This window comes from Pantoea sp. FN0305 (assembly GCF_050113845.1).
GTDB classification, from domain to species: Bacteria; Pseudomonadota; Gammaproteobacteria; order Enterobacterales; family Enterobacteriaceae; genus Mixta; species Mixta alhagi.
Genome location: NZ_JBNJSN010000004.1, coordinates 415,276 through 439,991, shown reverse-complemented (window position 1 = coordinate 439,991; position 24,716 = coordinate 415,276). Strand labels below are relative to the sequence as shown.

Annotated in this window: 20 protein-coding genes; 9 read left to right on the top strand and 11 right to left on the bottom strand. The window is 51.6% G+C overall.

Features of this window, described 5'->3' with window-relative positions; translation table 11 throughout:
- The coding region (locus tag ACQE3Y_RS11080) for an IS3 family transposase (protein WP_426981673.1) at positions 1–109 on the top strand (109 nt) is incomplete at its 5' end.
- Here the strand turns inward: ACQE3Y_RS11080 and ACQE3Y_RS11075 are convergent.
- The 4 genes from ACQE3Y_RS11075 to ACQE3Y_RS11060 all read right to left on the bottom strand — a co-directional run bounded on the left by ACQE3Y_RS11075 (position 106) and on the right by ACQE3Y_RS11060 (position 6,107).
- Positions 106–1,983: a hypothetical protein gene (locus ACQE3Y_RS11075; protein ID WP_426981664.1), complete on the bottom strand. Its 1,878-nt coding sequence runs from the start codon at positions 1,981–1,983 to the stop codon at positions 106–108. The two genes, ACQE3Y_RS11080 and ACQE3Y_RS11075, sit on opposite strands and share 4 nt — an antisense overlap.
- A 3-nt stretch (positions 1,984–1,986) precedes the next feature.
- The gene (locus tag ACQE3Y_RS11070; protein WP_426981663.1) at positions 1,987–3,651 is read right to left on the bottom strand and encodes a site-specific integrase; all 1,665 of its coding nucleotides are present in this window, start codon (positions 3,649–3,651) and stop codon (positions 1,987–1,989) included.
- On the bottom strand, positions 3,614–4,693 hold the full coding sequence (locus tag ACQE3Y_RS11065; RefSeq protein WP_426981662.1) for a site-specific integrase: 1,080 nt from the start codon (positions 4,691–4,693) through the stop codon (positions 3,614–3,616). The genes ACQE3Y_RS11070 and ACQE3Y_RS11065 overlap by 38 nt, the downstream gene beginning before the upstream one ends.
- 781 nt (positions 4,694–5,474) lie before the next feature.
- Entirely contained in the window at positions 5,475–6,107 is a 633-nt protein-coding gene (locus ACQE3Y_RS11060) for a VOC family protein (RefSeq protein ID WP_426981661.1), read from the bottom strand.
- Here ACQE3Y_RS11060 and ACQE3Y_RS11055 point away from each other — a divergent pair.
- The 5 genes from ACQE3Y_RS11055 (at position 6,093) to ACQE3Y_RS11035 (ending at position 10,774) form a co-directional block, all read left to right on the top strand.
- A complete protein-coding gene (locus ACQE3Y_RS11055) occupies positions 6,093–6,326 on the top strand; it encodes a hypothetical protein (RefSeq protein ID WP_426981660.1) in 234 nt (77 codons plus the stop codon). The two genes, ACQE3Y_RS11060 and ACQE3Y_RS11055, sit on opposite strands and share 15 nt — an antisense overlap.
- A 265-nt stretch (positions 6,327–6,591) precedes the next feature.
- A complete protein-coding gene (locus tag ACQE3Y_RS11050) occupies positions 6,592–7,626 on the top strand; it encodes a tyrosine-type recombinase/integrase (RefSeq protein ID WP_426981659.1) in 1,035 nt (344 codons plus the stop codon).
- Between the two features lie 120 nt (positions 7,627–7,746).
- Positions 7,747–8,547, top strand: a complete 801-nt coding sequence (locus tag ACQE3Y_RS11045) for a MetQ/NlpA family ABC transporter substrate-binding protein (protein ID WP_426972619.1) — start codon at positions 7,747–7,749, stop codon at positions 8,545–8,547.
- 158 nt (positions 8,548–8,705) lie between these two features.
- Positions 8,706–9,665, top strand: a complete 960-nt coding sequence (locus ACQE3Y_RS11040; protein WP_426981658.1) for a UV damage endonuclease UvsE — start codon at positions 8,706–8,708, stop codon at positions 9,663–9,665.
- A gap of 188 nt (positions 9,666–9,853) precedes the next feature.
- Positions 9,854–10,774: a nickel/cobalt transporter gene (locus tag ACQE3Y_RS11035; protein ID WP_426981657.1), complete on the top strand. Its 921-nt coding sequence runs from the start codon at positions 9,854–9,856 to the stop codon at positions 10,772–10,774.
- On the opposite strand, the gene ACQE3Y_RS11030 is transcribed toward ACQE3Y_RS11035, so the two are convergent.
- On the bottom strand, positions 10,771–11,676 hold the full coding sequence (locus ACQE3Y_RS11030; protein WP_426981656.1) for a LysR family transcriptional regulator: 906 nt from the start codon (positions 11,674–11,676) through the stop codon (positions 10,771–10,773). The genes ACQE3Y_RS11035 and ACQE3Y_RS11030 overlap by 4 nt on opposite strands.
- Before the next feature lie 96 nt (positions 11,677–11,772).
- On the opposite strand from ACQE3Y_RS11030, the gene ACQE3Y_RS11025 reads away from it, so the two are divergent.
- The 3 genes from ACQE3Y_RS11025 to hpxO all read left to right on the top strand — a co-directional run bounded on the left by ACQE3Y_RS11025 (position 11,773) and on the right by hpxO (position 15,238).
- Positions 11,773–12,840 carry an SDR family oxidoreductase gene (locus ACQE3Y_RS11025; protein ID WP_426981655.1) on the top strand — a complete coding sequence of 356 codons (1,068 nt, stop codon included), beginning with the start codon at positions 11,773–11,775 and terminating at the stop codon, positions 12,838–12,840.
- A gap of 161 nt (positions 12,841–13,001) precedes the next feature.
- The gene (glsB, locus tag ACQE3Y_RS11020) at positions 13,002–13,925 is read left to right on the top strand and encodes a glutaminase B (RefSeq protein ID WP_426972625.1); all 924 of its coding nucleotides are present in this window, start codon (positions 13,002–13,004) and stop codon (positions 13,923–13,925) included.
- Between the two features lie 155 nt (positions 13,926–14,080).
- Positions 14,081–15,238, top strand: a complete 1,158-nt coding sequence (hpxO, locus tag ACQE3Y_RS11015) for an FAD-dependent urate hydroxylase HpxO (protein ID WP_426981654.1) — start codon at positions 14,081–14,083, stop codon at positions 15,236–15,238.
- A 25-nt stretch (positions 15,239–15,263) separates the two neighbouring features.
- Here hpxO and bla read toward each other — a convergent pair whose 3' ends face one another.
- The 6 genes from bla to guaD all read right to left on the bottom strand — a co-directional run bounded on the left by bla (position 15,264) and on the right by guaD (position 24,360).
- Positions 15,264–16,130 carry a class A beta-lactamase gene (bla, locus tag ACQE3Y_RS11010; RefSeq protein ID WP_426981653.1) on the bottom strand — a complete coding sequence of 289 codons (867 nt, stop codon included), beginning with the start codon at positions 16,128–16,130 and terminating at the stop codon, positions 15,264–15,266.
- A gap of 116 nt (positions 16,131–16,246) precedes the next feature.
- The gene (gene dcp, locus ACQE3Y_RS11005; protein WP_426981652.1) at positions 16,247–18,400 is read right to left on the bottom strand and encodes a peptidyl-dipeptidase Dcp; all 2,154 of its coding nucleotides are present in this window, start codon (positions 18,398–18,400) and stop codon (positions 16,247–16,249) included.
- A gap of 49 nt (positions 18,401–18,449) precedes the next feature.
- Positions 18,450–19,241 (bottom strand): xanthine dehydrogenase accessory protein XdhC, encoded by a 792-nt coding sequence (gene xdhC, locus ACQE3Y_RS11000; protein WP_426981651.1) that lies wholly within the window; start codon positions 19,239–19,241, stop codon positions 18,450–18,452.
- Positions 19,228–21,594 (bottom strand): xanthine dehydrogenase molybdopterin binding subunit, encoded by a 2,367-nt coding sequence (gene xdhB / locus ACQE3Y_RS10995; RefSeq protein ID WP_426981650.1) that lies wholly within the window; start codon positions 21,592–21,594, stop codon positions 19,228–19,230. The genes xdhC and xdhB overlap by 14 nt, the downstream gene beginning before the upstream one ends.
- Positions 21,584–23,026 carry a xanthine dehydrogenase small subunit gene (xdhA, locus tag ACQE3Y_RS10990; protein WP_426981649.1) on the bottom strand — a complete coding sequence of 481 codons (1,443 nt, stop codon included), beginning with the start codon at positions 23,024–23,026 and terminating at the stop codon, positions 21,584–21,586. The genes xdhB and xdhA overlap by 11 nt, the downstream gene beginning before the upstream one ends.
- The gene (gene guaD / locus ACQE3Y_RS10985) at positions 23,023–24,360 is read right to left on the bottom strand and encodes a guanine deaminase (RefSeq protein WP_426981648.1); all 1,338 of its coding nucleotides are present in this window, start codon (positions 24,358–24,360) and stop codon (positions 23,023–23,025) included. Before guaD ends, xdhA begins: the two co-directional genes overlap by 4 nt.
- Positions 24,361–24,716: the final 356 nt, after the last annotated feature.

Genomic DNA, 24,716 nt, shown 5'->3' with positions numbered 1-24,716 from the left:
TGATTACATCGAAATGTTTTATAACAGTAAGCGTCGGCATGGTTCTAGCGATCAGATGTCACCGGCAGAATATGAAAACCAGTATTATCAACGGCTCAGAAGTGTCTAGATTATCCGTGGCGATTCAGTATTTTTTACCGTGTTAGAAGACTGTGATAGAGCTGCCATTCTGCGGCTAAGCTCAGTTCTGGGGGAGGGTAGGTTGAGCGGAATGCGGGGCTTCTGCTGCGTAGTAAAGAGTGATAGCTGGAAACTCTTCGTGAGAGCTTGATTGTTCTCATCATAAGCCTTTTCGAGCATATTGATTGCTAGAGAAGCGGTCTGATAGGACTGTGATTCGGCCTGATGCTGATAGTGTTTATTCTGGGTAATATCAACACGCCCCATTAGGATGGCCTGAATATGATCCGTCACTCCAGCGATTGCCAAGAATGTATTTATGTTATGTCGCGGTACATGCTTTTTGATAATGACACGGGACCCATCATCTTCAAAAAGATTAAAGTGATCAAAGATTGATTTTCGGTTTTGTGTTCCGCCTAACCACGCTTCTATTGAGTTTTCATCAAGTGGAAAAATATGTTGCAATGAAACAAAATCTTTACCAATTCCAAATGCACCTTCCGGCATGATGAACATCAGGTCTTCATAATTGAAGTGTTCCCAGTCACCATTGTTTTTGGCTGAAATTATGCACTGGTGCCCAGGCTCGAAGTTTTTTGCTTGAGCGTAACGCTGATAGACATAATCATTCAACTGTTCTTTAGTGAAGTACCAGCTGTTCTTCTGTTTATGAACGGGTATTACCTTAGGTTTATGTCCACTAAAGTTCGCAATGGAATTCCGAATACTCTTTCCAAGATCATTCCTAGAGCCACCAGAACCACTAAACATGATGTCTTCAAGATAATTTTGCTCAATCCATTCATCAGGAAAATCAGCGATCTTATCTGGGAGCAGGTTAGTGAAATTAGAATCTCTGAAGCCCTGAATCGTTTTACGAAACCCCAAGGTCAATTCTTGAACAGATTTATAAATCATCTCAACGACAGAATAAGTGCTTGGCGCCAGCCAATGGATCCGCCATCCAGCCTTTTTCGCACCAAGATACTCAATACCCAACCTGTAAGTAGGCCAGTCTTGATCTATTGCGTGCTGACGTTTTTCTTTATCCGTGATTTCTCGCTTAACCAAAGAAGTCATTTTCAGCAACATTATTTCTTGGAAACGGAAACCGCAAATAATTGTGAGTAACAACATATTGTAAAAGATACGCTGATAACTATTCTCAGCTAAAGCGATCAACTCAATAACACACATAAATGCACGGATTGATATGAGTCTTTCATCATCAGTTTGCTCAGGGGTGGCTTCTTGCGCTTTCTTCCTTTCTTTAGTGCTGTTAGAACCATTTCGACAAGGATACTTATTTTTGACTTCAATATTAACTAAGAAAAGATCATATTGACGTAGTAAAGCAATGGCCTTTACTGCAATATCGCAATAGTCACTGACATTATCAGGACTGTCAGAATTCTCATGATGCCGCTCCATCGCTGCATGAATAATATCGGAAGTCAGATACATTGGGTGCGTTTGACTTGTTTTATTTACCATTTCCCAATACCAGCGCTTCATCACCTGTAATGGTTTGTCTAGTGTAGAACCTGATGGTAATCCGCCAGTGATACACACCAGATGCATGTGATAAGCTCGCATAAAATCCTGAAACTCCGAAGAAATATTCATTTGTGAGAGCCCCTTAACACGACTAGAAACTTCGTCCCACTTAAAGCCGCGATCTTTTGTTTCTTTAAGCCATGCAACACCTTTCTCACCAAAATGCCAGGAACCGGCATTCCACTCCAATTGCCCAACAGCATTGTAGGCAACAAGACGCTCTTCAAATTTTGCTTTATATTTCTCTATATAAATAAGAAGATTATCCGCCTGTTTATTAAGTATTGTTATTTGCGTAGTCATCTTTTAAATAGCCCTCCGGACGTTTGCCATTTCAATGCGAGCCATAACCTGATTTACATGCTGTTTCAGCCGCACTAATTCCTTGAGAAGTGGATGATTTAAAAGGCCAGCATCATCGGCAACATCACGGACATTTTGGATTTCATCATTCAGCGAAAGAAATACTTTTTTGTGGTTTCCATCTATAAATGGTTTGAAATACAGGCAACCGTAACATCCACGCCCCTGTGCAAAGGGGCACATGTCTTCTTCATAATTACATCCACCGAGATGGTAATGAAGTTGCCCACCAATTGACCCTGCAACATTGCGGCCTTCCCATTCGCTGCTGTGAACCAAATTCCCAGTCAACATGAGTGCCATCATGTTCTTAAACACAGGGTTGCGACCCAAAGCTGCCTCACGAATATCAGCCATCTCAGGGGTGGCTGCAATGTATCGATCTGCAACAACATAAGAGGATTGACCCAATATATAAGCTATCTCAGGAGCACTGGCACCACTCATTGCCATTGAGTGACCAACGTTGTGACGAAAGAGGCTTGCGGTATATACAGGTAGTTGATAATGATCGTTTTTTACTGCCTCCTGAATCTCCTGTGGTGAAAATCTGAAAAGCATTTTCTTTAATGACGCTTCCACCATTTTCATTGAAGATACTATGATGGAAAACATTGGGTCGGTATCACCAATTCCAACTAGGTACTTATACAGTAAGATTAACTTTCCAAGTTCTTCCGGAATTGCAACTCGAACTCGATCGATAGTTAGTTTTGACTTTTTGGCATATGGCACAAGTACTGAATAACGCATCCCGTACTTATTCTCGGTATCAACGATAAAATCGCCTCCGGAAAGTTTACCGATCTGTACAGGTCTGGCCCCAATGTAATATACTATGCCAATAATAATGCAGTCCCGTAATGTATCAATTTTAATGGTTTTCTTTACAGTTTCCAGATGAATGTTTTTATTTTCTTCAACATCAATTTTTGGACATAGTTTAGATGCCCAACGTTGAATGCCATTTTCTATCATTAGGCATACTTCTTCTGGTATAACGAGGTCTAGGTTTTGGTAGCGAGCCCAGTTATTGTTCCTAGGGCGTGGCACTTCCAGCAATAGATCTTCCAGCTCATTACTGTCATCCTTACTTTCGAAGAACCCACTACGATCAAGTTTTCGTAACGCATAGAGGGTGTAATAGAACTGACTGCTGTCTGAGTGATTTCGCTCAGTCTTCGCAACCAGCATTTGCATTTTTTCAATAAGGCTTTCGCGAGTGATAACCTCAATTTGTTTGAAAGTTGTTGCGACAAACTGAGCAAATTTATCAGCAACGCTTGCCGAGTTCTCATTAATGTACGCGATCGTTAAGTATTTCAAGAGCTTGAGTGAAACTGGTGATAAATCACAAAAGTATTTACCAGTAGAGAATAATATAGCCACATTATTACCTGAGAATCTGTATCGCCAATCATCATGTAGATATAAATATCGGTCATCAAATTCTGTTGCATTTATTAAAAACAATCGTGTAGGGAGCTGAATATTTTCAATCCATTCAAGCTGTTCTTTTTTAAAGTGAAGGGGAGAGATTTTAAATAAATCGCCCCCGATGATACCGCTCTCAGTTGAATAGATCTTTGAATGTGAAGTCTTCGTCATAAACATTATCTTCTAGCAAGTTGTAGGTTTTTGTTTGCGAAATGTTTGTTCCTGGGGAAGCTAAATGCATATCTGAATGTTTCGTACGCTTATAGTTGCTCTGGTTACTCACCACTTCAATAAACCGCTTGGCATATCTTAATGGAACTTTACTGGTCAGTGACCAGCCGCCTAAAGCACGAAGTTGTTCAATAGCTGGTTCAAGTACTCCATTCATCCTTGCTCGAATACCATAGTCTTGCGCCAGTATTAGTGATTCACTCAGGAGACTATTGTAAATAAACTCAAGAGTGATGTTAGCCCAAGTATGCCGCCCAACGTGTGGTGTTATATTAACCATATTATTAATAATCTTATTACTTTTCGCACGATAATGAGGGAATAGGGCAATGAATGCCGGATCAATTTTTTCCTTATAAAATGTTCTAATTGCATCGTAAGTTAATGGAGTTAACCTACCTGAGCCTTTAATAAAAACAAATTCATGGTCATCAATTTTTTTCTCTTCAAATAATGGGGACCGATATTGCTCCATATAAATGGTAAACATAATGAAGTCATCTTCGGTCAGTTCGATTTGTCGCTGTGAATGCTCAGTCTTGAGTGAAGGTTGTTGTTTCCTTGGATCAACTACATCATCTGGTAGATTTTGTACAATCAGGATGAAACGAATGTTACCTCGTGAGTCTGGAAGGATTGGCCCCACGCAATCCTTCAACAACAATTGAACTTCACCAACACGTAAGCCATAGTTAAACATTAACCGGTGGATAAGGTAGTTACGGTATTGTTGAAATCCTGAATCGAATGGGTTTTGGGGATTAACCACGGCCGTGAATAATTCGCCGGTCTCGATATCTGAGAATTCAGGAGTGGAGGGGATTAACATGTTCGTTAGTTCGACACTTTGCTGACTGGTGATACTTTTGTATCGGTGTGCGGGTTCGTTCCTGGATACTTCAACTCTGTTGAAGACCTTAATTCTGTCAGCGAGATCTCTGTGGTTCGCCTGGTTAATCTGGTGAGCTTCAACAGGTGACATATCCTGGTATGCCAGATTCATATATCTATAGTGGAGATACTTAAGGAATCGGCCAACGTTTCTGACGTGGTTACCATAGGTGGACTTGTTGGTTCTGGAGAGTGCAGAATGTAAAAACCCGGTAGAGATTATGTCGGTCTCGTCACTTAGGTGCTGCTTCCCGAGCAGGTAAGTAAAGAAGCCATCAAGCTCCCTGATAAAACAGGAGATATTGTAGCCAGACCGATAGAAATCATAGTCAAATGTTCGTTTGTGCTTCTTAAAGTAATAGACGTAAAAGAAACGCAGCGAACACAGAATGTTTTCTTGAGTCCCCAGATGTTTCTTGCTCAGTTCATTCATTCCATAAATCGTGGCGAACATGACCGGTAGGGTAGTCACATCATCAACTATGAGATGAGTTCTCTGGTTGTTCCTCGATAAATGTAAGATGGAATATGCCATGAACTTAGCGGATGCCCCGTAATTTTTGCGTTATGAAGTCATCGTAAGTCCACAACTAAACTTTGGCAACTGACTGATTCATCGGTAATTTCCTGAAAGAGAGGAACTCATGAACCTAAGAACAAACCCACCATATTTAACATAATATACATTATGCGCACCGAAGTGTTAGCTTCACTGAGTCATATATTCAGCCTCAATTAGCCAACATCTCAGGCTCGAATACTCATGCTGCGGCTAACTGGCTATGAGCTTCTCTGGCGTCAGCTTTTCATGATCGATGATTTGCGGCGCACGACTGTGCATACAGTGCGCCGTTTATAAAAAACAAAAATGTTTATTGCAGATTTTTCGGCACTGGCGGCGTACCGTGCGTATGAAACGTTTCGATGGTCTTGAGCCCCCACGCTTGTCCTTTCTTACGCTCGGTCTCTGTCCATACGATCGTCTGCCAGTCCGGAGCCAGAATCAAACGCGCGCCAGCGTTTGCCAGCTCTACCCGGTTGCCCGCAGGCTCCCAGACATAGAGGAAAAATGTCCCCTGAATTGCGTGTTTGTGCGGTCCGGTCTCAATGTGCACGCCGTTCTCAAGAAAAATGTCGGCAGCGCGCAAAATATCCTCACGGGTATCTGTGGCATAGGTAACGTGATGCAGACGACCGTTGCCTCCACCATGCTCTTCAGTGCATGCCAGATCGTACGTCTTATTGTTAATGGTAAACCAGCAGCCACCGATACGGCCATTATCCAGTTGGATCATCTCTGTCACCCGCGAGCCCAGACAATTCTCCATAAAGCGTTTAAATTCAGAGACATCCGCTGCCAACAGGTTTAAATGATCGAGGCGGCGAGGTGAAGCGCCACGGCCATGATAGCGCTGCGCCAGATTTTTTAACGATGGACGTTCACCCGCTTCAGCCTGATAGCGCACGGTATCGTAATAGATCTCAAACAGATGACCAAAAGGCATGGCATTGGTCGCATTGGCGCTATCCTGAGCTCATCACTGGGCGGTCTGTTAATGGGGGCGTTTCCTGGCCAGTCTGGCATCTTCTTTATCCTTGCCCTGCCCGCGCTGCTTGCCGCCATCAGCATTGTGACGCATCGCAACGTTCAGTTGACGATGAAAATCAAAGGTGCCGGACTTGGTGAAATCCCGGCTCTGTCGGAAACATTAAATAACCGATAAGCATGTAACCGTAATCGGGCTGGGACTAACCTGGATTCCCAGCCCGATCCTTGCGATCTGAACTGATTAGCTTTATATAATGGGACTTATATAAAGTCAGGACAGCGTTTTTTCAGACAGGTATCATGGGCAGCTCTTTTAAGAGGATGATATCTGGTCCTTGTTTTGACGTCGCTACGTAAATTCTGCAGGGTAACTGCCCTGCTTCTGGCTCAGATTTCACGTAGCGCGATCGCCGTTAAAGCGGTTATTTACCGGGCAAAAAATGACAAAAACTATTCAACAGAGTGCGCAATTACCGGCGTTAAGCGCCGATGATGATATCGCCGGGCAATTGCGTGCCTTTGTGCAGGATCGGGAAGCCTTTTCGCCTAATACCTGGCGTCAGTTACTGAGCGTTATGCGAATTTGCCATCAGTGGGCCACGGAAAACGATCGCCGCTTTTTGCCAATGGCACCGGAAGATTTGCGGGATTATCTGACGTTTTTACAGTCGAACGGACGGGCCTCTTCCACTATCGCCACCCATGCATCATTGATTTCCATGCTTCATCGTAATGCCGGGCTGCTGCCGCCCAACACCTCTCCTGCGGTGTTCCGGGCGATCAAGAAGATCAACCGCATGGCTGTGGTGTCAGGAGAACGAACCGGACAGGCCGTCCCTTTCTGCCTGTCAGATTTAAACGCCCTGGATGTACGCTGGCAAAATTCAGCGCAATTAAAAGAGATGCGTAATCTGGCATTTCTGCATGTTGCATACAGTACGCTATTACGCGTCAGCGAGCTGGCGCGTCTGCGGGTCAGTGATATTACGCGCGCCGAAGATGGCCGCATTATTCTGGACGTCGCCTGGACAAAAACCATTGTTCAAACCGGCGGCTTGATCAAAGCACTCAGCACGCTCTCGTCACAGCGCCTCACGGAATGGATACAACTTGCCGGTCTTGCTGCCGAACCGGATGCCTTCCTCTTCTGTCCGGTACATCGCACCAATAAAGCGTTGATCACCACGCACCGGCCTTTAAGCACGCCGGCGCTGGAGGATATTTTTATTCATGCCTGGCGAGAGATCGGACAGAGTCGGCCAAAGGGCAACAAGAATCGCTATCGTGGCTGGAGCGGACACAGCGCTCGCGTTGGTGCCGCTCAGGATATGGCAAAACAGGGTTATGCCGTAGCGCAGATTATGCAGGAAGGCACCTGGAAAAAACCGGAAACGCTGATGCGTTATATTCGTAATGTTGATGCCCATGCCGGAGCGATGATCGATCTGATGGAAAAGAAAAGCGGCCAGCGTTGACCCCCCGTCAGTTCAACCTGGCAATCTGACGTAATTTTCATCAAACGTAACGCTTATGGATGTACAGACGTCTGGATGTATATTATAGTGTTTTTCTAACACGTATAAGGGAACTACAGAATGAAAAAAACACTGCTCACGGTCCTGCTTGCTGCATCAGTAACGTTGCTCAGCGCCTGTGATAAAGACAGCGATAATAAAATCAAAGTCGCGATTAACACCGGACCCGACCAGCAATTATGGGAAACTGTTAAACAGGTCGCTCATGATAAATATAAGCTGGATGTGGATGTGGTGGCGTTTAATGATTATGTGCAGCCGAACGAAGCGCTGTTTAACAAAGATGTTGACGCTAACGCCTTCCAGAGTCTGCCCTATCTGGAAAAACAATCGAAAGAGCGTGGCTATCGCTTTGCGGTGATCACCCACACTTTCGTCTTCCCGATCGCGGGTTACTCACACAAAATCAAAACATTAAAAGAGTTGCCGGATGGCGCAACCATTACGATTTCCAATGAGGCTACGACGCTGGGCCGCAGCCTGCTGCTGTTACAGGCGCAGGGATTGATCACCGTTAAGCCAGAGGCTGGCCTGTTACCAACCACGCTGGATATTACCTCTAACCCGAAAAAACTTAAGTTTGTTGAGGTGGATACGCCGCAGCTGGCCCGTACCCTGGACGATCCGCAGGTTTATATCTCCATTATCAATAACAACTTCGCCGCGCTGGTGAATCTGTCTGCCTCTCGCGATGGTATGTTTATGGAAGGCAAAGCCTCTCCTTATGTGAATGCTATTGTGGCGCGTGAAGACAACAAAGACAGCCCGAATGTTCAGAAGCTGAAAGAGGCTTTCCGCTCGCAGCAAGTGCTCGACAAAGCCAACGAACTGTACAAAGGCGATATCATCAAAGGCTGGTAATTTCCCCTGATACAGGCCGCGTAAACCACGCTTGCGCGGCTTTTTTTTGCTCATCTGTTTCTTGTCCGACCCGAGCGGTACGGTAACACTGCTTGCGGCATGATCTCATTTCTCTGTTAGCTGTTACACTTAAGTATGCCCGACAGACAGGAGAAATTATGAAATTAGGCTTTGCTTGCAAATATCTTACTGCTGATTTAAAACAGCCTTTTCCGCTCAAAGCCACCACCAGGAAGCGTTTTCTGAGTCTGAATAATGAACAAAGAACCCTTCTTATTTATGAGTTAGCTAAGAACAACCTGGTTAATTTATTTCAAACCCTGGAGCAATTGGCTTTGCTTCCCGAAGATTTACGCATGATGCGTATTGGCAGCGATCTGTTGCCGTTATATACCGTTCCCGAAGCAACAGATTTATATCAGGAATTTTTACCTGACCTCTATCCTTTATTTATTAAGTGCGGTGATTTTGCCAGAGGCAATAATATCCGTCTCTCTTTCCATCCGGGACAATATTCCGTGCTGGCTTCAGAGGATGAGTCAGTGGTAATCCGGGCCATTGAAGATGTTGAATATCATGCGCTTTGTGCAAAATTAATGGGTTATGGCCGCACATTTCAGGATTTTAAAATCAACATCCATATGAACGGACGAAAAGGATTTACCGGTTTTCAACAGGCGTTCGGTAAACTGAGCCCGGAAGCGCGATTAATGCTGACCGTTGAAAATGACGAAATCTCCTGTTCGTTGGACGATGTATTACAGGCCAAAGCGCTCTGCGCGGTGGTTTTAGATATTCATCATCACTGGGTAAAGGAAAATGAATTTATTAAGCCTGATGATCCGCGTATTGAACAGGTAAAGGAATCATGGCGCGGTGTGCAACCCGTTTTGCATTATTCAATATCGCAGGAAGGCTTGATTCCTGAAGAGGGTTTTCCCGATCAGGCTGCATTGGGTTTATCAAAAATGAAATTCCGCTCCCATTCAGACTATTATTTCAACAACACGCTAAATGACTGGGCATTATCATTTGTTGATTTCGATATTATGTGCGAGGTGAAAATGAAGAATCTTGCCAGAGATCGGCTCTACCAGTACCGGCAGGCGTCCCAATAGCTGCATGCAATGCTAAGCTATCGGGATTAAGGCGCGAACCGGTGATGCGTTTGCCGGCACACGGCCATCATGCTTTCCCGCAGCCATCGGTGTTCCGGTCTGGCGTTTATAGCTTAACGTGAGTTTTCGTTCCACTAAGCACCAGACTCCGTATACTGAAGGCGGATTTTTCTTAATCAGGATGCTTTATGTTTGGTCGCTCCCTCTCTTCTGGCAAGCATGCTCTGATGGTTGTCGTCACGCCACTGGTGCTGCTGGCGCTGTATTGTTGGTGGAACTGGGATGATTTCCTCGCCTGGAGTCTGGCGACGCAGATTACTCTGCATCGTTACCTGGTACTGCATCTGCTGCAAATCAACAACGGTCAGTACAGCGGCGGGCTGTGGCTGCTGTTGTTCACCTTTCTCTATGGCGTTTTGCATGCGGTTGGACCGGGACACGGTAAGTTCGTTGTCACTACCTGGCTGAGTACCCAACCGCAGCATGCAACTGCCGCGCGGCGAGCGGTGCCGCTGGTTGGCAGCCTGGTTCAGGGACTCAGCGCCATTCTGTTTGTGTTTATTCTGGCCGTGGGTTTTAACCTGGTAGCAGGTGACTTAAGCCTTAGCCGTTGGGTTATGGAAAAGGTCAGCGCGCTGCTGATCGCCGCTTTTGGCGGCTGGATGTTGCTACGTGGATTGCGCAGTTTTTCTTTCTCTCATCATAATACCCATCAGCCATGCGGCTGCGGTCATCATATGCCGCTGGCTCAGCCCGCAAACTGGAAAGAGCTGCTTGGCGTAATGATGGCCATCGGCTTACGTCCCTGTAGCGGCGCGATTACCGTTTTATTGTTCTCAAATGCAATTGGCATTGTGACATGGGGCATGCTGGCGGTGATGACCATGGCGCTGGGCACCGGCCTTTCCCTGTTATTACTGGCTATGGCGGTAAGCCGTTTACGCGATACCGTCACCGCTGTTTGGCTTCGCGATTCGCCTGCCGCCGCCAGTATTATGGCGCTGGTCCGCATTGCCGGTGGCGTACTGCTGCTGCTTTTTGCTCTGATCCTGTTTCTGACCGTAGTGCCGGTCAGCCCGAGCGGAGATTTTATTGCAGCGGGCTGCTAACGAATCACCAGATGATGAAAGGTTTTCAGTAGCGCATCCACTTTTGGCAGCAGCTGTTTCTTGCGCGGCCAAACCAGCCAAAGCGGCAGGCCATCCAGCATTAGCTGTGGCAGGATAATCTTTACCCTGCCCGCCTGCTCTGCTTCCCGTATCAGCCATGTCGCCATCTGGGCGATACCCAAACCGGCGCTGACTGCGCTTAGCTGTGCTTCGCTATCGCCAAAGGCCAGCCTGGCGTTTACCGTCCGGCTGGCGACACGGCCGTCGGCTGCCATAAAGCGCCAGGGCGTGGTGGTGCCGTCCACCCGTTCATAGGCCACAGCGCGATGCTGCTGCAGCTCATCGAAACTCTGCGGCGTACCGTAGCGCTGCAGATAGTCCGGGGCGGCGCAAAATACCAGCTGCTCGTTGCCCAGATAGCGCATCCCCAGCGAGGCGGGATAATCTGCCGGGCCGCCAATGCGCACCGCAATATCGATATTCTCCTCAAACAGATCCACAAAGCGATCGGCAAAGGTCATGTTGATTTGCAAGTCGGGATAATCGCGGCAGAAGTCATTGATTAACGGCATGACGTGCGTGCGGCCAAAGGTCATCGGCACTGCGACGCGCAAGCGTCCAACCGCATGGGTACGCTGTGCCGCCAGCACCGTTTCTGCCTCGCTCAGTTCATTCACCACCCGTTGACAGGTTTGATAATAGGCTTCTCCGGCGTCGGTCAGCCGCAGAGTACGCGTGGTGCGCTCAAACAACCGCGATCCCAGGCGCTGCTCCAGCCTGGCTATACTTTTACTGACAGCTGAGCTGGTCAGATTCAGCCGCTCCGCTGCCGCGCTGAAGCTGCCCGCTTCTACCGTTGCCACAAACGGCATAATGCCCTTAAGCAGATCGTTGCCAATCATGATTCATGAATCCTTTTCCGAAATCTTGTGAATTTATACCTCAGATATGAAATTAATTCCGAACTATGCTTAACAGCATCTGTTACAGGAGGCGTAATGAACAAAAAAGCATTGATTATCGGCGTAAGCGGCGTAGTTGGCAGCGCGCTGGCAGAAAAACTACAGGCGGATGGCTGGCAAGTTTACGGTCTGTCGCGGGGACGCGCGCCGGTGCCGCAGGGCTGTCACTCTCTGACCGCCGATCTCACCTCGGCGGAATCGGTTAACGCCACGCTAAAAGATCTCCATTTTGACAGCCTGTTCTTTAGCGTCTGGTCGCGCCAGGCCAATGAGAAAGAGAATATCCGGGTAAACGGCGCGATGGTGCGCAACGTTCTGGAAGCGATGGGCGAGCGCCTGAAAGGCAGCCATGTCGCGCTGGTTACCGGTCTGAAGCACTACCTTGGCCCGTTTGACGCCTATGGTAAAGGCAGCGTGCCAATGACGCCGTTCCGCGAAGAACAGGGGCGTCAGCCGGTCGATAACTTCTACTATGCGCAGGAAGATGAGCTGTTCGCCGCTGCCAACAAATATGGCTGCACCTGGAGCGTACATCGTCCACATACCATTATCGGCTATGCACTGGGCAATGCGATGAATATGGGGCAGACGCTGGCCGTCTACGCTACCCTGTGCAAAGAAACCGGCAAGCCCTTTATTTTCCCGGGTTCAGAAGCGCAGTGGAATGGCGTAACTGATATGACGGATGCCAGCCTGCTGGCGGAGCAGCTGGAATGGGCCGCGACGTCTCCCGCAGCACAAAATCAGGATTATAACGTGGTAAACGGCGACGTCTTCCGCTGGAAATGGATGTGGGAGCAGATCGCCGATTACTTTGGAATTGAAGCAGCGCCGTTCCCCGGTGAGATGCAGCCGCTGGAAGGCCGCATGCTGAACGCCGATCATGACTGGGGAAAAATTGCTGAGAAGTACCAGTTGCGCGAGCAAGAGATTTCCCGTCTCGCCTCCTGGTGGCATACCGATGCCGATCTCGGTCGTCCGATGGAAGTCTTTACCGACATCAGCAAAAGTCGCAAGGCGGGCTTTACCGGATATCGCTCGACGCGCGATGCCTTCTTTACGCTGTTTGATAAGCTGAAGGCTAACCGTATTATCCCATCCTGATCACACGCAAAACACAGGCCGGAACGCGACAGTTTACAAGGCGATCCGGCCATCCCTTCTTTCTACCTTTTCCTGCGCCAGACGCTTTTTTCTGAATTTATTGACGCCGTGAAGACAACCTCCCATCATGCTGCGCATCTAACGTAACGGAGAAGATTGTCGTGGCTGAACTCAGCAATGCTTTACTGGAAGAGATCCTGCAGCAGGTGCGCCCTTTAACGCGTCAGGGAAAAGTGGCTGACTATATCCCGGCGCTGGCGCAGGTGTCGCCTGACTATCTGGGTATCGCTGTGCTCACCCGCGAAGGCACGCTGTATCAGGCTGGCGATGCTGATGTCCGTTTCTCTATTCAGTCGATCTCCAAAGTGTTGTCGCTGACGCTGGCACAAACGCGTTATCAGGAACAGGAGATCTGGCAGCGCGTGGGTAAAGAGCCTTCCGGCCAGCCGTTTAATTCTCTGGTGCAGCTGGAGATGGAACGCGGTAAGCCGCGCAATCCCTTTATCAATGCGGGCGCGCTGGTGATTTGCGACATGCTGGAAACCCGTCTGACCGCCCCGCGTCAAAGGATGCTGGAGGTAGTGCGTCAGCTGTGTGACGAGCCATCGATTAACTACGATCGTTATGTTGCCCGCTCCGAGTTCGATCACTCGGCGCGCAACGCCGCTATCGCCTGGCTGATGAAGTCCTTTGGAAACTTTGATAATGATGTACCCGGCGTGCTGCAAACCTATTTTCATTACTGTTCGCTGGCGATGAGCTGTAAGGAACTGGCGCGTTGCTTCTTCTACCTGGCCAACCAGGGCTGCCCGCTGGGCGAGACAACGCCAATACTGACGGTACGGCAGACGCGCCAGATCAACGCCCTGCTGATCACTAGCGGAATGTATGACGGCGCAGGCGAATTTGCCTGGCGGGTAGGAATGCCTGCGAAATCGGGCGTGGGCGGAGGAATTATTGCCATTATACCCGGGGAGATGACGATCGCGGTCTGGTCGCCAGGCCTTGACGCGTCCGGCAACTCCCTGGCAGGCACTGCGGTGCTGGAATTGCTTTCCGAGCGGCTCGGCTGTTCAATCTTTTAAGGGGCGTTCAACAGGCAAGTTGCACCTTAAAGCAGCGTTGAACATGCCTCCTGCCCTGTAAATGCGCAATCGCAACGGTAACATCGCCCTTTTTGGCACCTGCATAGCTGGTACAAAAGTTGCAGTTTCCTGCTATCAACAGCAAGGAGAGAGCAATGAAAGCGATCGTAATCGGTGGCGGTATTGGCGGGATGTGCGCAGCGCTGGCGCTGGAACAGAGCGGTTATCAAACCGAGGTGTACGAAGCGGTAAAAACCATTCGCCCGGTAGGCGCGGCGATTTCCATCTGGCCAAACGGCGTTAAATGCCTGAACTTCCTGGGTTTGAAAGCGCAGCTGCAGGCGCTGGGCGGCAATATGGCTTTTATGGCCTATAACGATTTCCGGCACGGACAAACCCTTACCCGCTTCTCCATGATGCCGCTGGTGGAAAGCGTTGGTGAACGTCCCTATCCGGTAGCGCGCGCTGATTTGCAGGCGATGCTGCTCGATCGCTACGGCGCACAGCGCGTTAATTTCGGCAAACGCGTCAGCCATATTGAACAGGACGCCACGGGCGTTACCGCCTGGTTTGAGGATGGTAGCGAAGCGCGCGGCGATTTTTTGATCGCTGCCGACGGCACGCATTCGGTAATCCGCCCCTCGGTAACCGGTCAGCGCGCTGAGCGGCGTTATGCCGGCTACGTTAACTGGAACGGTCTGGTGAGCATTGATGAAACCATTGCTCCCGCCGATCAGTGGACCACCTTTGTCGGTGAAGGCAAACGCGTCTCTTTGATGCCGGTCAGCGGCAACCGCTTTTACTTTTTCTTTGATGTGCCGTTGCCGCAGGGGCTGGCGGAAGATCGCAGCACTGTAAAAGCGGACTTAACCCGCTATTTTAGCGGCTGGGCCGAACCGGTGCAGACGTTGATCGCCGTGATTAACCCGGAAACCACCAACCGTATTGAAATTCATGATATCGATCCTTTCCCGCAGTTGGTCAAAGGTCGGGTTGCGCTCCTGGGCGATGCCGGACACAGCACTACGCCGGATATTGGCCAGGGCGGCTGCGCCGCAATGGAAGATGCGGTGGTGCTGGCATTAACGCTTCAGGCGCACTCGCTGGGCATCGAGGATGCGCTGCGGCGCTATGAGGCTCGCCGCGCGGATCGCGTCAAAGATCTGGTGCTGAAGGCGCGTAAACGCTGCGATGTGACCCACGGTAAACAGCCTGAGGTAACGCTTGCCTGGTATGAAGAACTGAAGCGGGAAACCGGCGAACGGATCCTGAGCGGTATGCAGGAGACCATTGTCGGCGGCCCGCTGGCGTGAAAAGCCGGGCTTCAGGCCCGGCCCGTTATGGGTGAAGTTCAGCGATAACCGCACGCGTGGCGGCGGCCAGCACCGCTTTATTACTGGCAGCTTTTCGCTGCGGCTGGGTAAAGTAGATGGCTAAAATTTTCGGCTGTGCTTTATCAGGCCAGAGCACGGCCAGATCGTTGGTGGTGCCATAATCACCGGCGCCAGTCTTATCGCCAACCACCCAGCCCTCGGGTACGCCAGCACGAATACTCTCATCGCCGGTGGTGTTCTGTTTTAACCAGCGGTTAAACATCTGGCGCTGCTTTACCGGCAGGATATCGCCCAGCGCCAGCTGATTCAGGTTAGATGCCATTGCCGCTGGCGTGCTGGTATCGCGTTGATTGCCCGGCACCGCGCTGTTTAAATCGGGCTCGTAGCGATCGAGCCGGGTTATCCGGTCGCCCAGCTGACGCGCCCATGCGGTAACGCCCTGCGGGCCGCCCAGCTCATGCAGCAGGTAATTGGCCGCCAGATTATCGCTGTATTCAATGGCGGCGGCGCACAGCGCGCCAATGCTCATGGCCTTGCCGATATAGTTACCGGTGACGGGCGTCCAGGGAACATTGTCCGCGTTGTTGATCATCACCTTTTTCTCCAGCAAACCGGGCTGGCTGACGCTTTTATGCAGAATGGCCGATACCGCCAACGCTTTAAAAGTGCTGGTCAAAGGAAAACGTTCATTGGCGCGATAGCCGTAGCGTCGATCGCCATCAATCCATGCCACCCCCAGCCGCCCGCCGCTGGCTTTCTCCAGTCCGGCCAACTTTTGCGTCAGAGTGGCTTCATCAGCCATCGCGCTGAGCGACCATAACGAAAACAATCCGGCCAGCAGCGAATAGCGCCAGAAACAGTTTTTTTGCATGTGGAACGTCCTTTTAGGTTAGCCTGGTGCCTGAACGTTATTGTACATCAAACGACTGTTTTCAGATGGAAAAAAGGGCATTGCTGCCCTTTTTCCCCTGATGATGAGGAGGCGGTTTAAGGTGCTTCCTTCAGCCCCCGGTTGATCAGCATCGGTTCGATGTCAGGATCGTGACCGCGCCAGTCATGATAGAGCTGCTTTAAATCGCTGCTGTTGCCGCGTGACAAAATCATATTGCGGAAGCGCTGGCCGTTTTCACGCGTCAGGCCGCCGTGCTCTTTAAACCAGGCAAAGCCGTCATCCGCCAGCATCTCGGTCCACAGATAGGCATAATAGCCTGCCGCGTAGCCGTTGCCCCAGATATGCTGGAAATAACTGGAGCGGTAGCGCGGCGGCACCTGCGGCAGGTTGACCTTATCCTGCGCCAGTGCGTTCTGCTCGAAAGCATCCACATCTGGCTGCGCGTCTCCGGCGCGAAGACTGTGCCAGTGCATATCCAGCAGCGCCGCCGCCAGCAGCTCGGTCATGTCGTAGCCTTTATTGAACTTATTGGCTTTCAGGATCTTATCGTGCAGCGTCTGCGGCATGGGTTCGCCGCTCTGATAGTGGCGGGCAAAGTGTTTAAACACCTTATCATCGCTGGCCCAGTGCTCGTTAAACTGTGACGGAAATTCCACGAAATCACGCGGGGTTTCGGTGCCGGACAGGCTCGGATATTGCTGATCGGCAAACATTCCGTGCAGCGCATGACCAAATTCATGGAACATTGTAATCACATCGTCCCACGACAGCAGCGCAGGCTGGCCCGCCGCCGGTTTGCTGAAGTTAGCGACGTTATAAATCACCGGTTTGGTTCCCAGCAGCTTCGACTGGTCGACGAAGTTACTCATCCACGCCCCGCCACCTTTGTTATCACGCTTGAAGAAATCGGTATAGAACAGCGCCAGCGAGGAGCCATCCTTATCAAACACTTCATAGACACGTACGTCAGGCTGATAAACCGGCAAATCGTTACGCTGCTTAAAGGTCAGGCCGTAAAGCTGGTTGGCCGCATAAAATACGCCGTTTTCCAGCACGTTGTTCAGTTCGAAATAAGGGCGAATTTGTGATTCGTCGAGATCGTATTTAGCGCGACGCACCTGCTCTGCGTAAAAGGTCCAGTCCCAGGGCGCCAGCTTAAAGCCGCCCTGCTGCTGGTCAATCACCGCCTGAATATCAGCCGCTTCGCGCTGCGCGCGTGCTGTGGCGGCCGGAACGATATTGCGCATAAAGTCCAGCGCCGCCTGCGGGGTTTTCGCCATCTGATCCTGCAGCTTCCATGCGGCGTAGCTGTCGAAGCCCAGCAGCTTCGCCTGCTGCGCCCGTACCGCAGCCAGACGCGCAATCAGCTGACGTGTATCGTTGGCATCGCCTTTTTCCGCGCGCTGCCAGGAGGCGTTGAACAGCGCTTCACGCGTCTGTCGATCCGACAGGCTTTGCAGTTCCGGTTGCTGGGTGGTGTTTTGCAACGCCAGCAGCCACTGGTTTTTCAGGCCGCGCGCACCGGCTGCTTCGGCGGCGGCCGCGATTTCACCTTCGCTCAGGCCAGCCAGCGCCGCCTTATCTTTAATCAGCAGACCGCCTGCTTTGGTAGCCGCAAGCAGACGATTAGTAAACTGGGTACTCAGCGTCGCCGCTTCCTGATTCAGCGCCTTGAGTTCGGTTTTTTGCTGGTCGCTCAGGCTGGCTCCAGCCAGCTGGAACGACTGCCAGATAACGTCAACCAGACGACGGGATTCCGCATCCAGCTGAAGCTTGTCGCGCTGCTGATAAACCGCATCAAGGCGGGCAAAAAGTTTGCTGTTAAGGTGGATTTCATCGTCCAGCGCCGCCAGTTTGGGAGCCGTTTCTTCATCAATTTTTTGTAATTCGTCGTTGGTATTGGCAGAAGTCATGGCGCCGAACACGTTTAACACCCGCTTCAGCATCTGGCCGCTTTTCTCCAGCGCCACATAGGTATTTTCAAAAGTAGGCGGCTGCGGATCGTTGGCGATACGCGCCACTTCTTGCTGCTTATCGCGGATACCCGCTTCAATCGCAGGAAGATAATCGCTGTCCTTAATACGGTCGAAAGGCGGTGCCTGAAAAGGCAGAGCGCTGGGCTGACTGAAGGGATTGTGCTGTTCGCCGGACATGGTCTTCTCCTGATCGTGATTCGCCGTCGCACCGGCTGCCTGAGCTGAGCCGCTCAGCGCCAGGCCAATGGCCAAAAATAACACCGATAACCGCATATCCTTACTCTCCTGTTCCTTGCCTGTAAAGTCAGAATCATAAGCGCAGTTAACCGATGGTGCCAGCATTCTGCGTCTGTTGATAAACGGCGATAATTTCTGCCGCTACGGCGACGGCAATTTCCGCCGGCAGTTTGCCCTTGACCTGCGGCAGCCCTACCGGACAGCGCAGGCGCGCCAGCTGCTGCTGGCTGAATCCTTTGCCGCTCAAAAGATACTCAAAGCGCTGACGCTTGGTATTTGAACCAATGACCCCGGCATAACGATAGTCATCGCGGCGCAGAATGGCCTCGCACAGCGCCAGGTCGAGCGGATGATGATGCGTCATCACTACAAAATAGCTCTCTGGCGGCAGCTGCGACACATACTCCACCGGCTCTTCTACCTGACAGACGCTGACGCCAGCTGGCACCTGCGTGAACAGCTCTGCACGCTGATCGAACCACTGTATGTGACAGGGTAACGTCGCCAGCAGCGTGACCAGCGCCTGGCCGACGTGTCCCGCACCAAAAACAGCGATCTGCGGCTGTACATAAAGCAGCGGCTCAAACAAAATGTTGGTGCTACCACCGCAGCACTGCCCCAGCCGCGCGCCCAGGCTGAACTGTTCGCTGTGCAGACTTTCGCGGCCCTGCATCAGCACATTGCGTGCTATCTCAATACACTGAAATTCCAGGTGTCCGCCGCCGATGGTAAAAAACTGCCCATCCGCCGTCACGATCATTTTGCTGCCGCGATCGCGCGGCACTGAACCGCGCTCGTTAAGCACGGTAATCAGCACGCACGACTGACGCTGCGCTCGTAGCCGCTGCAGCGTTTCAATCCACTCATGAGCAAGCATTACTTTCTCCCGCCAGCCGGTTTACCGCCCAGAAAACCTTTTCTGGCGTGGCGGGCGCATCCAGATGCGGATGCTGACGATAGTCGGCCACGCTGGCTATCGCATCCTGTAGTGCGACCCAGACGGAAACACCCAGCATAAACGGCGGTTCGCCCACCGCTTTGGAATGAAATACCGTCTGCTGAGGATTTTTACGGTTTTCCAGCAGCGTCACGCGCAGATCGTCAGGCAGATCGCCCAGGGTAGGGATTTTGTAGCTGGCCGGTCCATCGGTCATCAGGCGTCCCTGGCTATCCCAGACCAGCTCTTCGCAGGTTAGCCAGCCCATGCCCTGTACAAAGCCTCCTTCGACCTGCCCCACATCAATAGCCGGGTTCAGCGATGCACCGACGTCGTGCAGAATATCTGCACGCAGCAGGCGATATTCACCGGTTAAGGTATCAATAAGTACTTCGCTACAGGCCGCGCCGTAAGAGAAATAATAAAAGGGCTGACCGCGTCCCGCCTCACGATCGTAATGAATACCGGGAACACGATAGTAGCCAGTGGCAGACAGCGGCACCTGATTCAGCCAGGCGAGCTGCGCGACCTGACTAAAGGTAAAATAGTGCTGCTTCACCCGCACGATGCCGTTGCTGAAGCTTACCTCCTGCGGCTGGCACTGATGCAGGCGACACAGCATCTCCGTCAGTCGCTGGCGCAAAATTTCCGCCGCGTGCTGAGCGGCCTTGCCATTAAGATCGGTGCCGCTGGAGGCTGCCGTCGGCGAGGTATTGGGCACTTTGCCGGTATCGGTCGCGGTAATACGAATGGCGCTTGCATCAATCTGCAACACTTCCGCTACGATCTGCGCTACCTTGGTATGCAGCCCCTGGCCCATTTCGGTGCCGCCGTGGTTCAGCTGAACGGTGCCGTCGGTATAAATCAGGATCAGCGCGCCGGCCTGGTTTAGAAAGCTGGAGGTAAAAGAGATACCGAATTTCACCGGCGTCAGCGCCAGGCCACGTTTCAGGATCGGACTGGCGGCGTTAAACCGCCGTACCGCTTCCCGACGCGTCTGATAATCAGCGCTCTGCTCAAGCTGTGCGGTAATTTCTTCCAGCAGGTTATCCTCAACCCGCTGATGATAATGGGTAATATTACGCGTCTGCTGTCCATAGTAGTTACGTTTACGTACCGTGAGCGGATCCAGCTGGCGGTGGCGTGCGATAGCTTCGATAATTTGTTCAATCGCCACCATGCCCTGCGGGCCGCCAAAGCCGCGATAGGCGGTATTGGAAGCCAGATTGGTGCGACAGCGATAGCCGGTAATGCGCGCATCGCCCAGATAATAGGCGTTATCAGCATGGAACATCGCACGATCCACAATTGACCCGGAAAGATCGAGCGAATAGCCGCAGTTGCCCGCCAGCTCGATGTTTACCCCGCAGAACAGGCCGTCATCATCAAAGCCCACGTCATAGCGCACAAAGAAAGGATGACGTTTGCCGGTGATATGCATATCGTCACGCCGCGCCAGACGCATTTTTGCCGGTCGCCCGGTTTTATGCGCCGCCAGCGCGCATAAACAAGCAACACCCGCCGCCTGGGTCTCTTTGCCACCAAAACCGCCGCCCATGCGTCGCATATCGATGGTAACGTTATTCATCCCCACGCCCATGACTGAAGCAACCAGTTTCTGAACTTCAGTCGGATTCTGCGTTGATGACCAGACCTGAAAAGAGCGATCCTCGCCCGGTGCAACCAGCGCGATCTGCGTTTCCAGATAGAAGTGCTCCTGCCCACCGATATGAAACGCCCCCTGAATGCGATGCGGCGCACGTGCCAGCGCGGTATCGACATCGCCACGCTGATGGATATGCGGCTCCTGCACAAAATGGCGCTGTGCCAGAGCCGTTTCCACATCAAGAATTGCCGGCAAAGGCGCATATTCAATATGGCCAGCTGCCGCGCCCCGCCGTGCTGCCTCTTCGCTTTCCGCCGCCACAACCAGCACTATCTGTCCCACATAACAGACCGTGTCGCGCGCCAGCAGCGGATCGCCCGGCTCCAGCGCACCAATATCCAGCTCGCCGGGCACGTCGCGCCAGGTGAAAACCTCAATCACGCCGGGAATGGCATAACAGGCTGCGGTATCGATATGCAGGATACGCGCATGCGCCTGATCGCTCAGACGTGGGCAAAGGTGCAACAGACCCGGAAAGGCTAACCGGTCATCAATATATTGCGCTTCGCCGCTAACGTGCTTTTCCGCACTTTCATGCTGCCGATCGCGGCCAACGCCGTGCTGGATGCCAGCCAGATACTGTGCTTCAAGAACCTCTTGCTTAACCGGCGGACGATTATGAGACATAGTGGGATACCTCGCTCACGGCCAGTTCGCCGTTCAGCTGATGGAAATAGCGGCGCAGCAGATTTTTCGCCAGCTGCATGCGCCAGGCGGCGCTGGCTCGCGCATCGCTTAGCGGCTGAAAATCCTGTTCCAGCGCCCGACAGGCATTTTCCAGCGTGGTCGCTGACATTGTCTGTCCAAGGAGCGCGGCTTCGCAGGCGGAAGCGCGTCGCGGTACCCCGGCCATGCCGCCATACGCCAGCCGCGCTTCGGTGATCACACCGTGATCTCGTTTGAGATTAAAAGCGGCAAATACCGCAGAAATGTCATCCTCACGGCGTTTTGAAACTTTCCAGGCGCGAAAATCAGGTGACAGTGTCACTCTGGGAATATGGATGGCGCGAATAAACTCGCCGCTTTCCAGCGCCGTACGCCGGTAGCCGAGGAAAAACTGATCAAGCAGCAGCTGACGCAGGCGTTCCCCCTGCTGCAAAATCAGCGATGCGCCCAGCGCCAGCAGCATTGGTGAGCAATCGCCGATCGGCGAAGCATTGGCGATGTTGCCGCCCAGCGTGCCGCGATTGCGAATTTGTAATGAAGCAAAGCGGTGCAGCATTTCACTAAAAATCGGGATGGTGGTTTGCAGGCGCTGCTGACAAACGCTGAGCGGCACGGCTGCGCCAATCACAATCGCTTCCGGTGTTTCCTGCCACTGCCGAAGTTCCTCTACCCTTTCCAGCGCAATCATCAGCGGCAGCTTTTGATATTGTTGGGTAATCCGTAGCATCAGATCGGTACCGCCAGCCAGCAGCACCGCCTGTGGGTTTTCCAGATAAAAGCTTGCCAACTGCGCACAGGATTCGGGTATCACACAGCGAACAGACTCAGTGACAACGTCACTCATAGCGTGCTGATGCAGCGCCTGCAGACGCATGATGGTCTCCTGCTCGCGCTGGCTAAAGCTGTCTTTTTCCGGTTGGTTGCAGGCGATGCGCGCTGCTTCCACAATAGGCCGATAGCCAGTACAGCGACAGAGATTGCCCGCCAGCGCGCTTTCCGCCTGTTGGCGATCCCAGCCGTTGCTGTTTTTTTGTAGTGTAAACAGCGACATAACAAAGCCTGGCGTACAGAAACCGCACTGCGAGGCGTGACAGTTAACCATCGCCTGTTGCACGCTGTGCAGTTGGTCGCCCTGGCGTAGATCCTCTACGGTGATCAGCTGTTTGCCATCCAGCGCGCCAATCGGCAACAGGCAGCTGTTAACTGTCTCATAGCGCATTTTGCCATCCACCACGCTGCCCAGCGTAACGGTACAGGCGCCACAGTCGCCCGAGGCACAGCCCTCTTTTGTACCGCAGCGCCCTTTTTGCTGGCGCAAATAGTTCAGCACCGTGGTATTTGCATCAATCTGATGCTCACTTACCAGCGTCTGGTTGAGCAGGAACTGGATCATATCGCTGCCTCTTGATGGGGTTGTTGCCAGGCAAGCTGGCCGTTTACCCAGGTTTCGGCGATAGTACGATCGTCGCCAAGCGTCATGAGCACAAACAGTTTTTCCCAGATGTCGCGGCTGTTTTGCCAGCGCATTTTCTGCAGCGGCGTAGCTTCAGGCTGCAGCACCACGAAGTCTGCCTCCTTACCGGGCATAAAGTTACCAATCAGATGATCCAGGCTTAGCGCCCGTGCGCCGCCCAGCGTGGCGTGATAGAAAGCTTCGCTGGCATGCAGCTTATAGTTCTGCAGCTGACTGACCTTATAGGCTTCGCCCAGCGTCTGCAGCATGCTGAAGGTGGTGCCCGCGCCAATATCCGTGCCGATACCAAGTTTGATCGGCTGCTGCCAGCTGCGTTGTAAATTAAACAGTCCGCTGCCAAGAAACAGGTTCGAGGTTGGACAAAAGGCGATGGCGGAATCGGTCTGATGCAGGCAGCGCCACTCTTCAGGCTCCAGGTGTAAACAGTGCGCAAAGATGCTGCGCGGGCCGGTCAGCTGATAATGGTGATAGACATCAAGATAGCCTGCCTGCTGCGGAAACAGCTTTTTCACCCACGCCACCTCCTGCGGGTTTTCCGCCAGATGGGTATGGATCCAGGTATCAGGAAACTCCTGATGAAGCTGCGTGACTTTTTCCAGCAGTTCTGGTGATGAAGTCGGCGCAAAACGTGGCGTGAGCGCATATCCCAGGCGGCCACGCTTGTGCCAGCGCTGGATCAGTGCGCGCGTTTGCTGATAGCTCTGCTCCGGGGTTTCCAGCAGATAATCTGGCGCGTTGCGATCCATCATCACCTTACCGGCAATAATGCGCATCGCACGCTGTTCCGCCGCCTGGAACAGCGCCTCAACTGACTCGGGATGCACCGTACCAAAAACCAGCGCGCTGGTGGTGCCGTTGCTGAGCAGCTGTTGTAAAAAGAAGGCGGCCATTGTTGCTGCGTGCCCGGCTGAATGGTATTGCCCTTCAACCGGGAAGGTGTAGTTTTCCAGCCAGCTCAGCAGCTGTTCACCAAAAGCAGCGACCATTTCGGTTTGCGGATAGTGGATATGGCAGTCGATAAAACCGGGAACGATCAGGCTTCCGCGTCGATCGAGCATGGGGCAATTGGCAGGCAATCTGCCCTCCGCTTCCAGCCACGGGCGCAGGCTGGCAATTTTTCCCGCTGTGATCAGCAGCAGGCCGTCTTCAATATAGCGTGCCCGTTGCTCGATCTCCTGTGGATTGCTGACCGTAGCGGTTATATCAAAAAAGCTACTGCGGATGGCGTAAGTTTCAGTGGCTGGCACAGACATAAAGCTTCCTTAACCCAAATTTTCGTTATGGCAAATGAGCGGGTATTTAGCAAACTGCAAGAGTTATGCCAGCCGGTTATTTGTTTAAATATATTTAAAATCAATGATTTATCATAAATAACACTCATTCTGTCTATCCCAAACGATTGCGCAAACGCTTGCCTGCCTTTAAAGCGTTAATATTTCCCAGGCCTTTCAGATAGCCCCTGCCGGAACGTCTGAACGACCTGTTATGTCGGCAAACTTTTGGTGCAATGCGCACCAGTACAGTGCTTTTTGTTCATCATTAACCGGTACTGGGCAGCAGCAAAACGAAGTGTTATGGTAATTATCCTGAAAAACCTGTTAAGGAACAG

Coding starts and splice junctions, on each gene's coding strand:
- ACQE3Y_RS11070 (WP_426981663.1), bottom strand. CDS start 3,651: ATGACGAAGACTTCACATTCAAAGATCTATTCAACTGAGAGCGGTATC.
- ACQE3Y_RS11040 (WP_426981658.1), top strand. CDS start 8,706: ATGAAATTAGGCTTTGCTTGCAAATATCTTACTGCTGATTTAAAACAG.
- ACQE3Y_RS11055 (WP_426981660.1), top strand. CDS start 6,093: ATGACCAAAAGGCATGGCATTGGTCGCATTGGCGCTATCCTGAGCTCA.
- dcp (WP_426981652.1), bottom strand. CDS start 18,400: ATGCGGTTATCGGTGTTATTTTTGGCCATTGGCCTGGCGCTGAGCGGC.
- ACQE3Y_RS11065 (WP_426981662.1), bottom strand. CDS start 4,693: ATGTCACCTGTTGAAGCTCACCAGATTAACCAGGCGAACCACAGAGAT.
- xdhC (WP_426981651.1), bottom strand. CDS start 19,241: ATGCTTGCTCATGAGTGGATTGAAACGCTGCAGCGGCTACGAGCGCAG.
- bla (WP_426981653.1), bottom strand. CDS start 16,130: ATGCAAAAAAACTGTTTCTGGCGCTATTCGCTGCTGGCCGGATTGTTT.
- ACQE3Y_RS11025 (WP_426981655.1), top strand. CDS start 11,773: ATGAACAAAAAAGCATTGATTATCGGCGTAAGCGGCGTAGTTGGCAGC.
- ACQE3Y_RS11050 (WP_426981659.1), top strand. CDS start 6,592: ATGACAAAAACTATTCAACAGAGTGCGCAATTACCGGCGTTAAGCGCC.
- ACQE3Y_RS11075 (WP_426981664.1), bottom strand. CDS start 1,983: ATGACTACGCAAATAACAATACTTAATAAACAGGCGGATAATCTTCTT.
- guaD (WP_426981648.1), bottom strand. CDS start 24,360: ATGTCTGTGCCAGCCACTGAAACTTACGCCATCCGCAGTAGCTTTTTT.
- xdhA (WP_426981649.1), bottom strand. CDS start 23,026: ATGATCCAGTTCCTGCTCAACCAGACGCTGGTAAGTGAGCATCAGATT.
- ACQE3Y_RS11060 (WP_426981661.1), bottom strand. CDS start 6,107: ATGCCTTTTGGTCATCTGTTTGAGATCTATTACGATACCGTGCGCTAT.
- ACQE3Y_RS11030 (WP_426981656.1), bottom strand. CDS start 11,676: ATGATTGGCAACGATCTGCTTAAGGGCATTATGCCGTTTGTGGCAACG.
- xdhB (WP_426981650.1), bottom strand. CDS start 21,594: ATGTCTCATAATCGTCCGCCGGTTAAGCAAGAGGTTCTTGAAGCACAG.
- hpxO (WP_426981654.1), top strand. CDS start 14,081: ATGAAAGCGATCGTAATCGGTGGCGGTATTGGCGGGATGTGCGCAGCG.
- ACQE3Y_RS11045 (WP_426972619.1), top strand. CDS start 7,747: ATGAAAAAAACACTGCTCACGGTCCTGCTTGCTGCATCAGTAACGTTG.
- ACQE3Y_RS11035 (WP_426981657.1), top strand. CDS start 9,854: ATGTTTGGTCGCTCCCTCTCTTCTGGCAAGCATGCTCTGATGGTTGTC.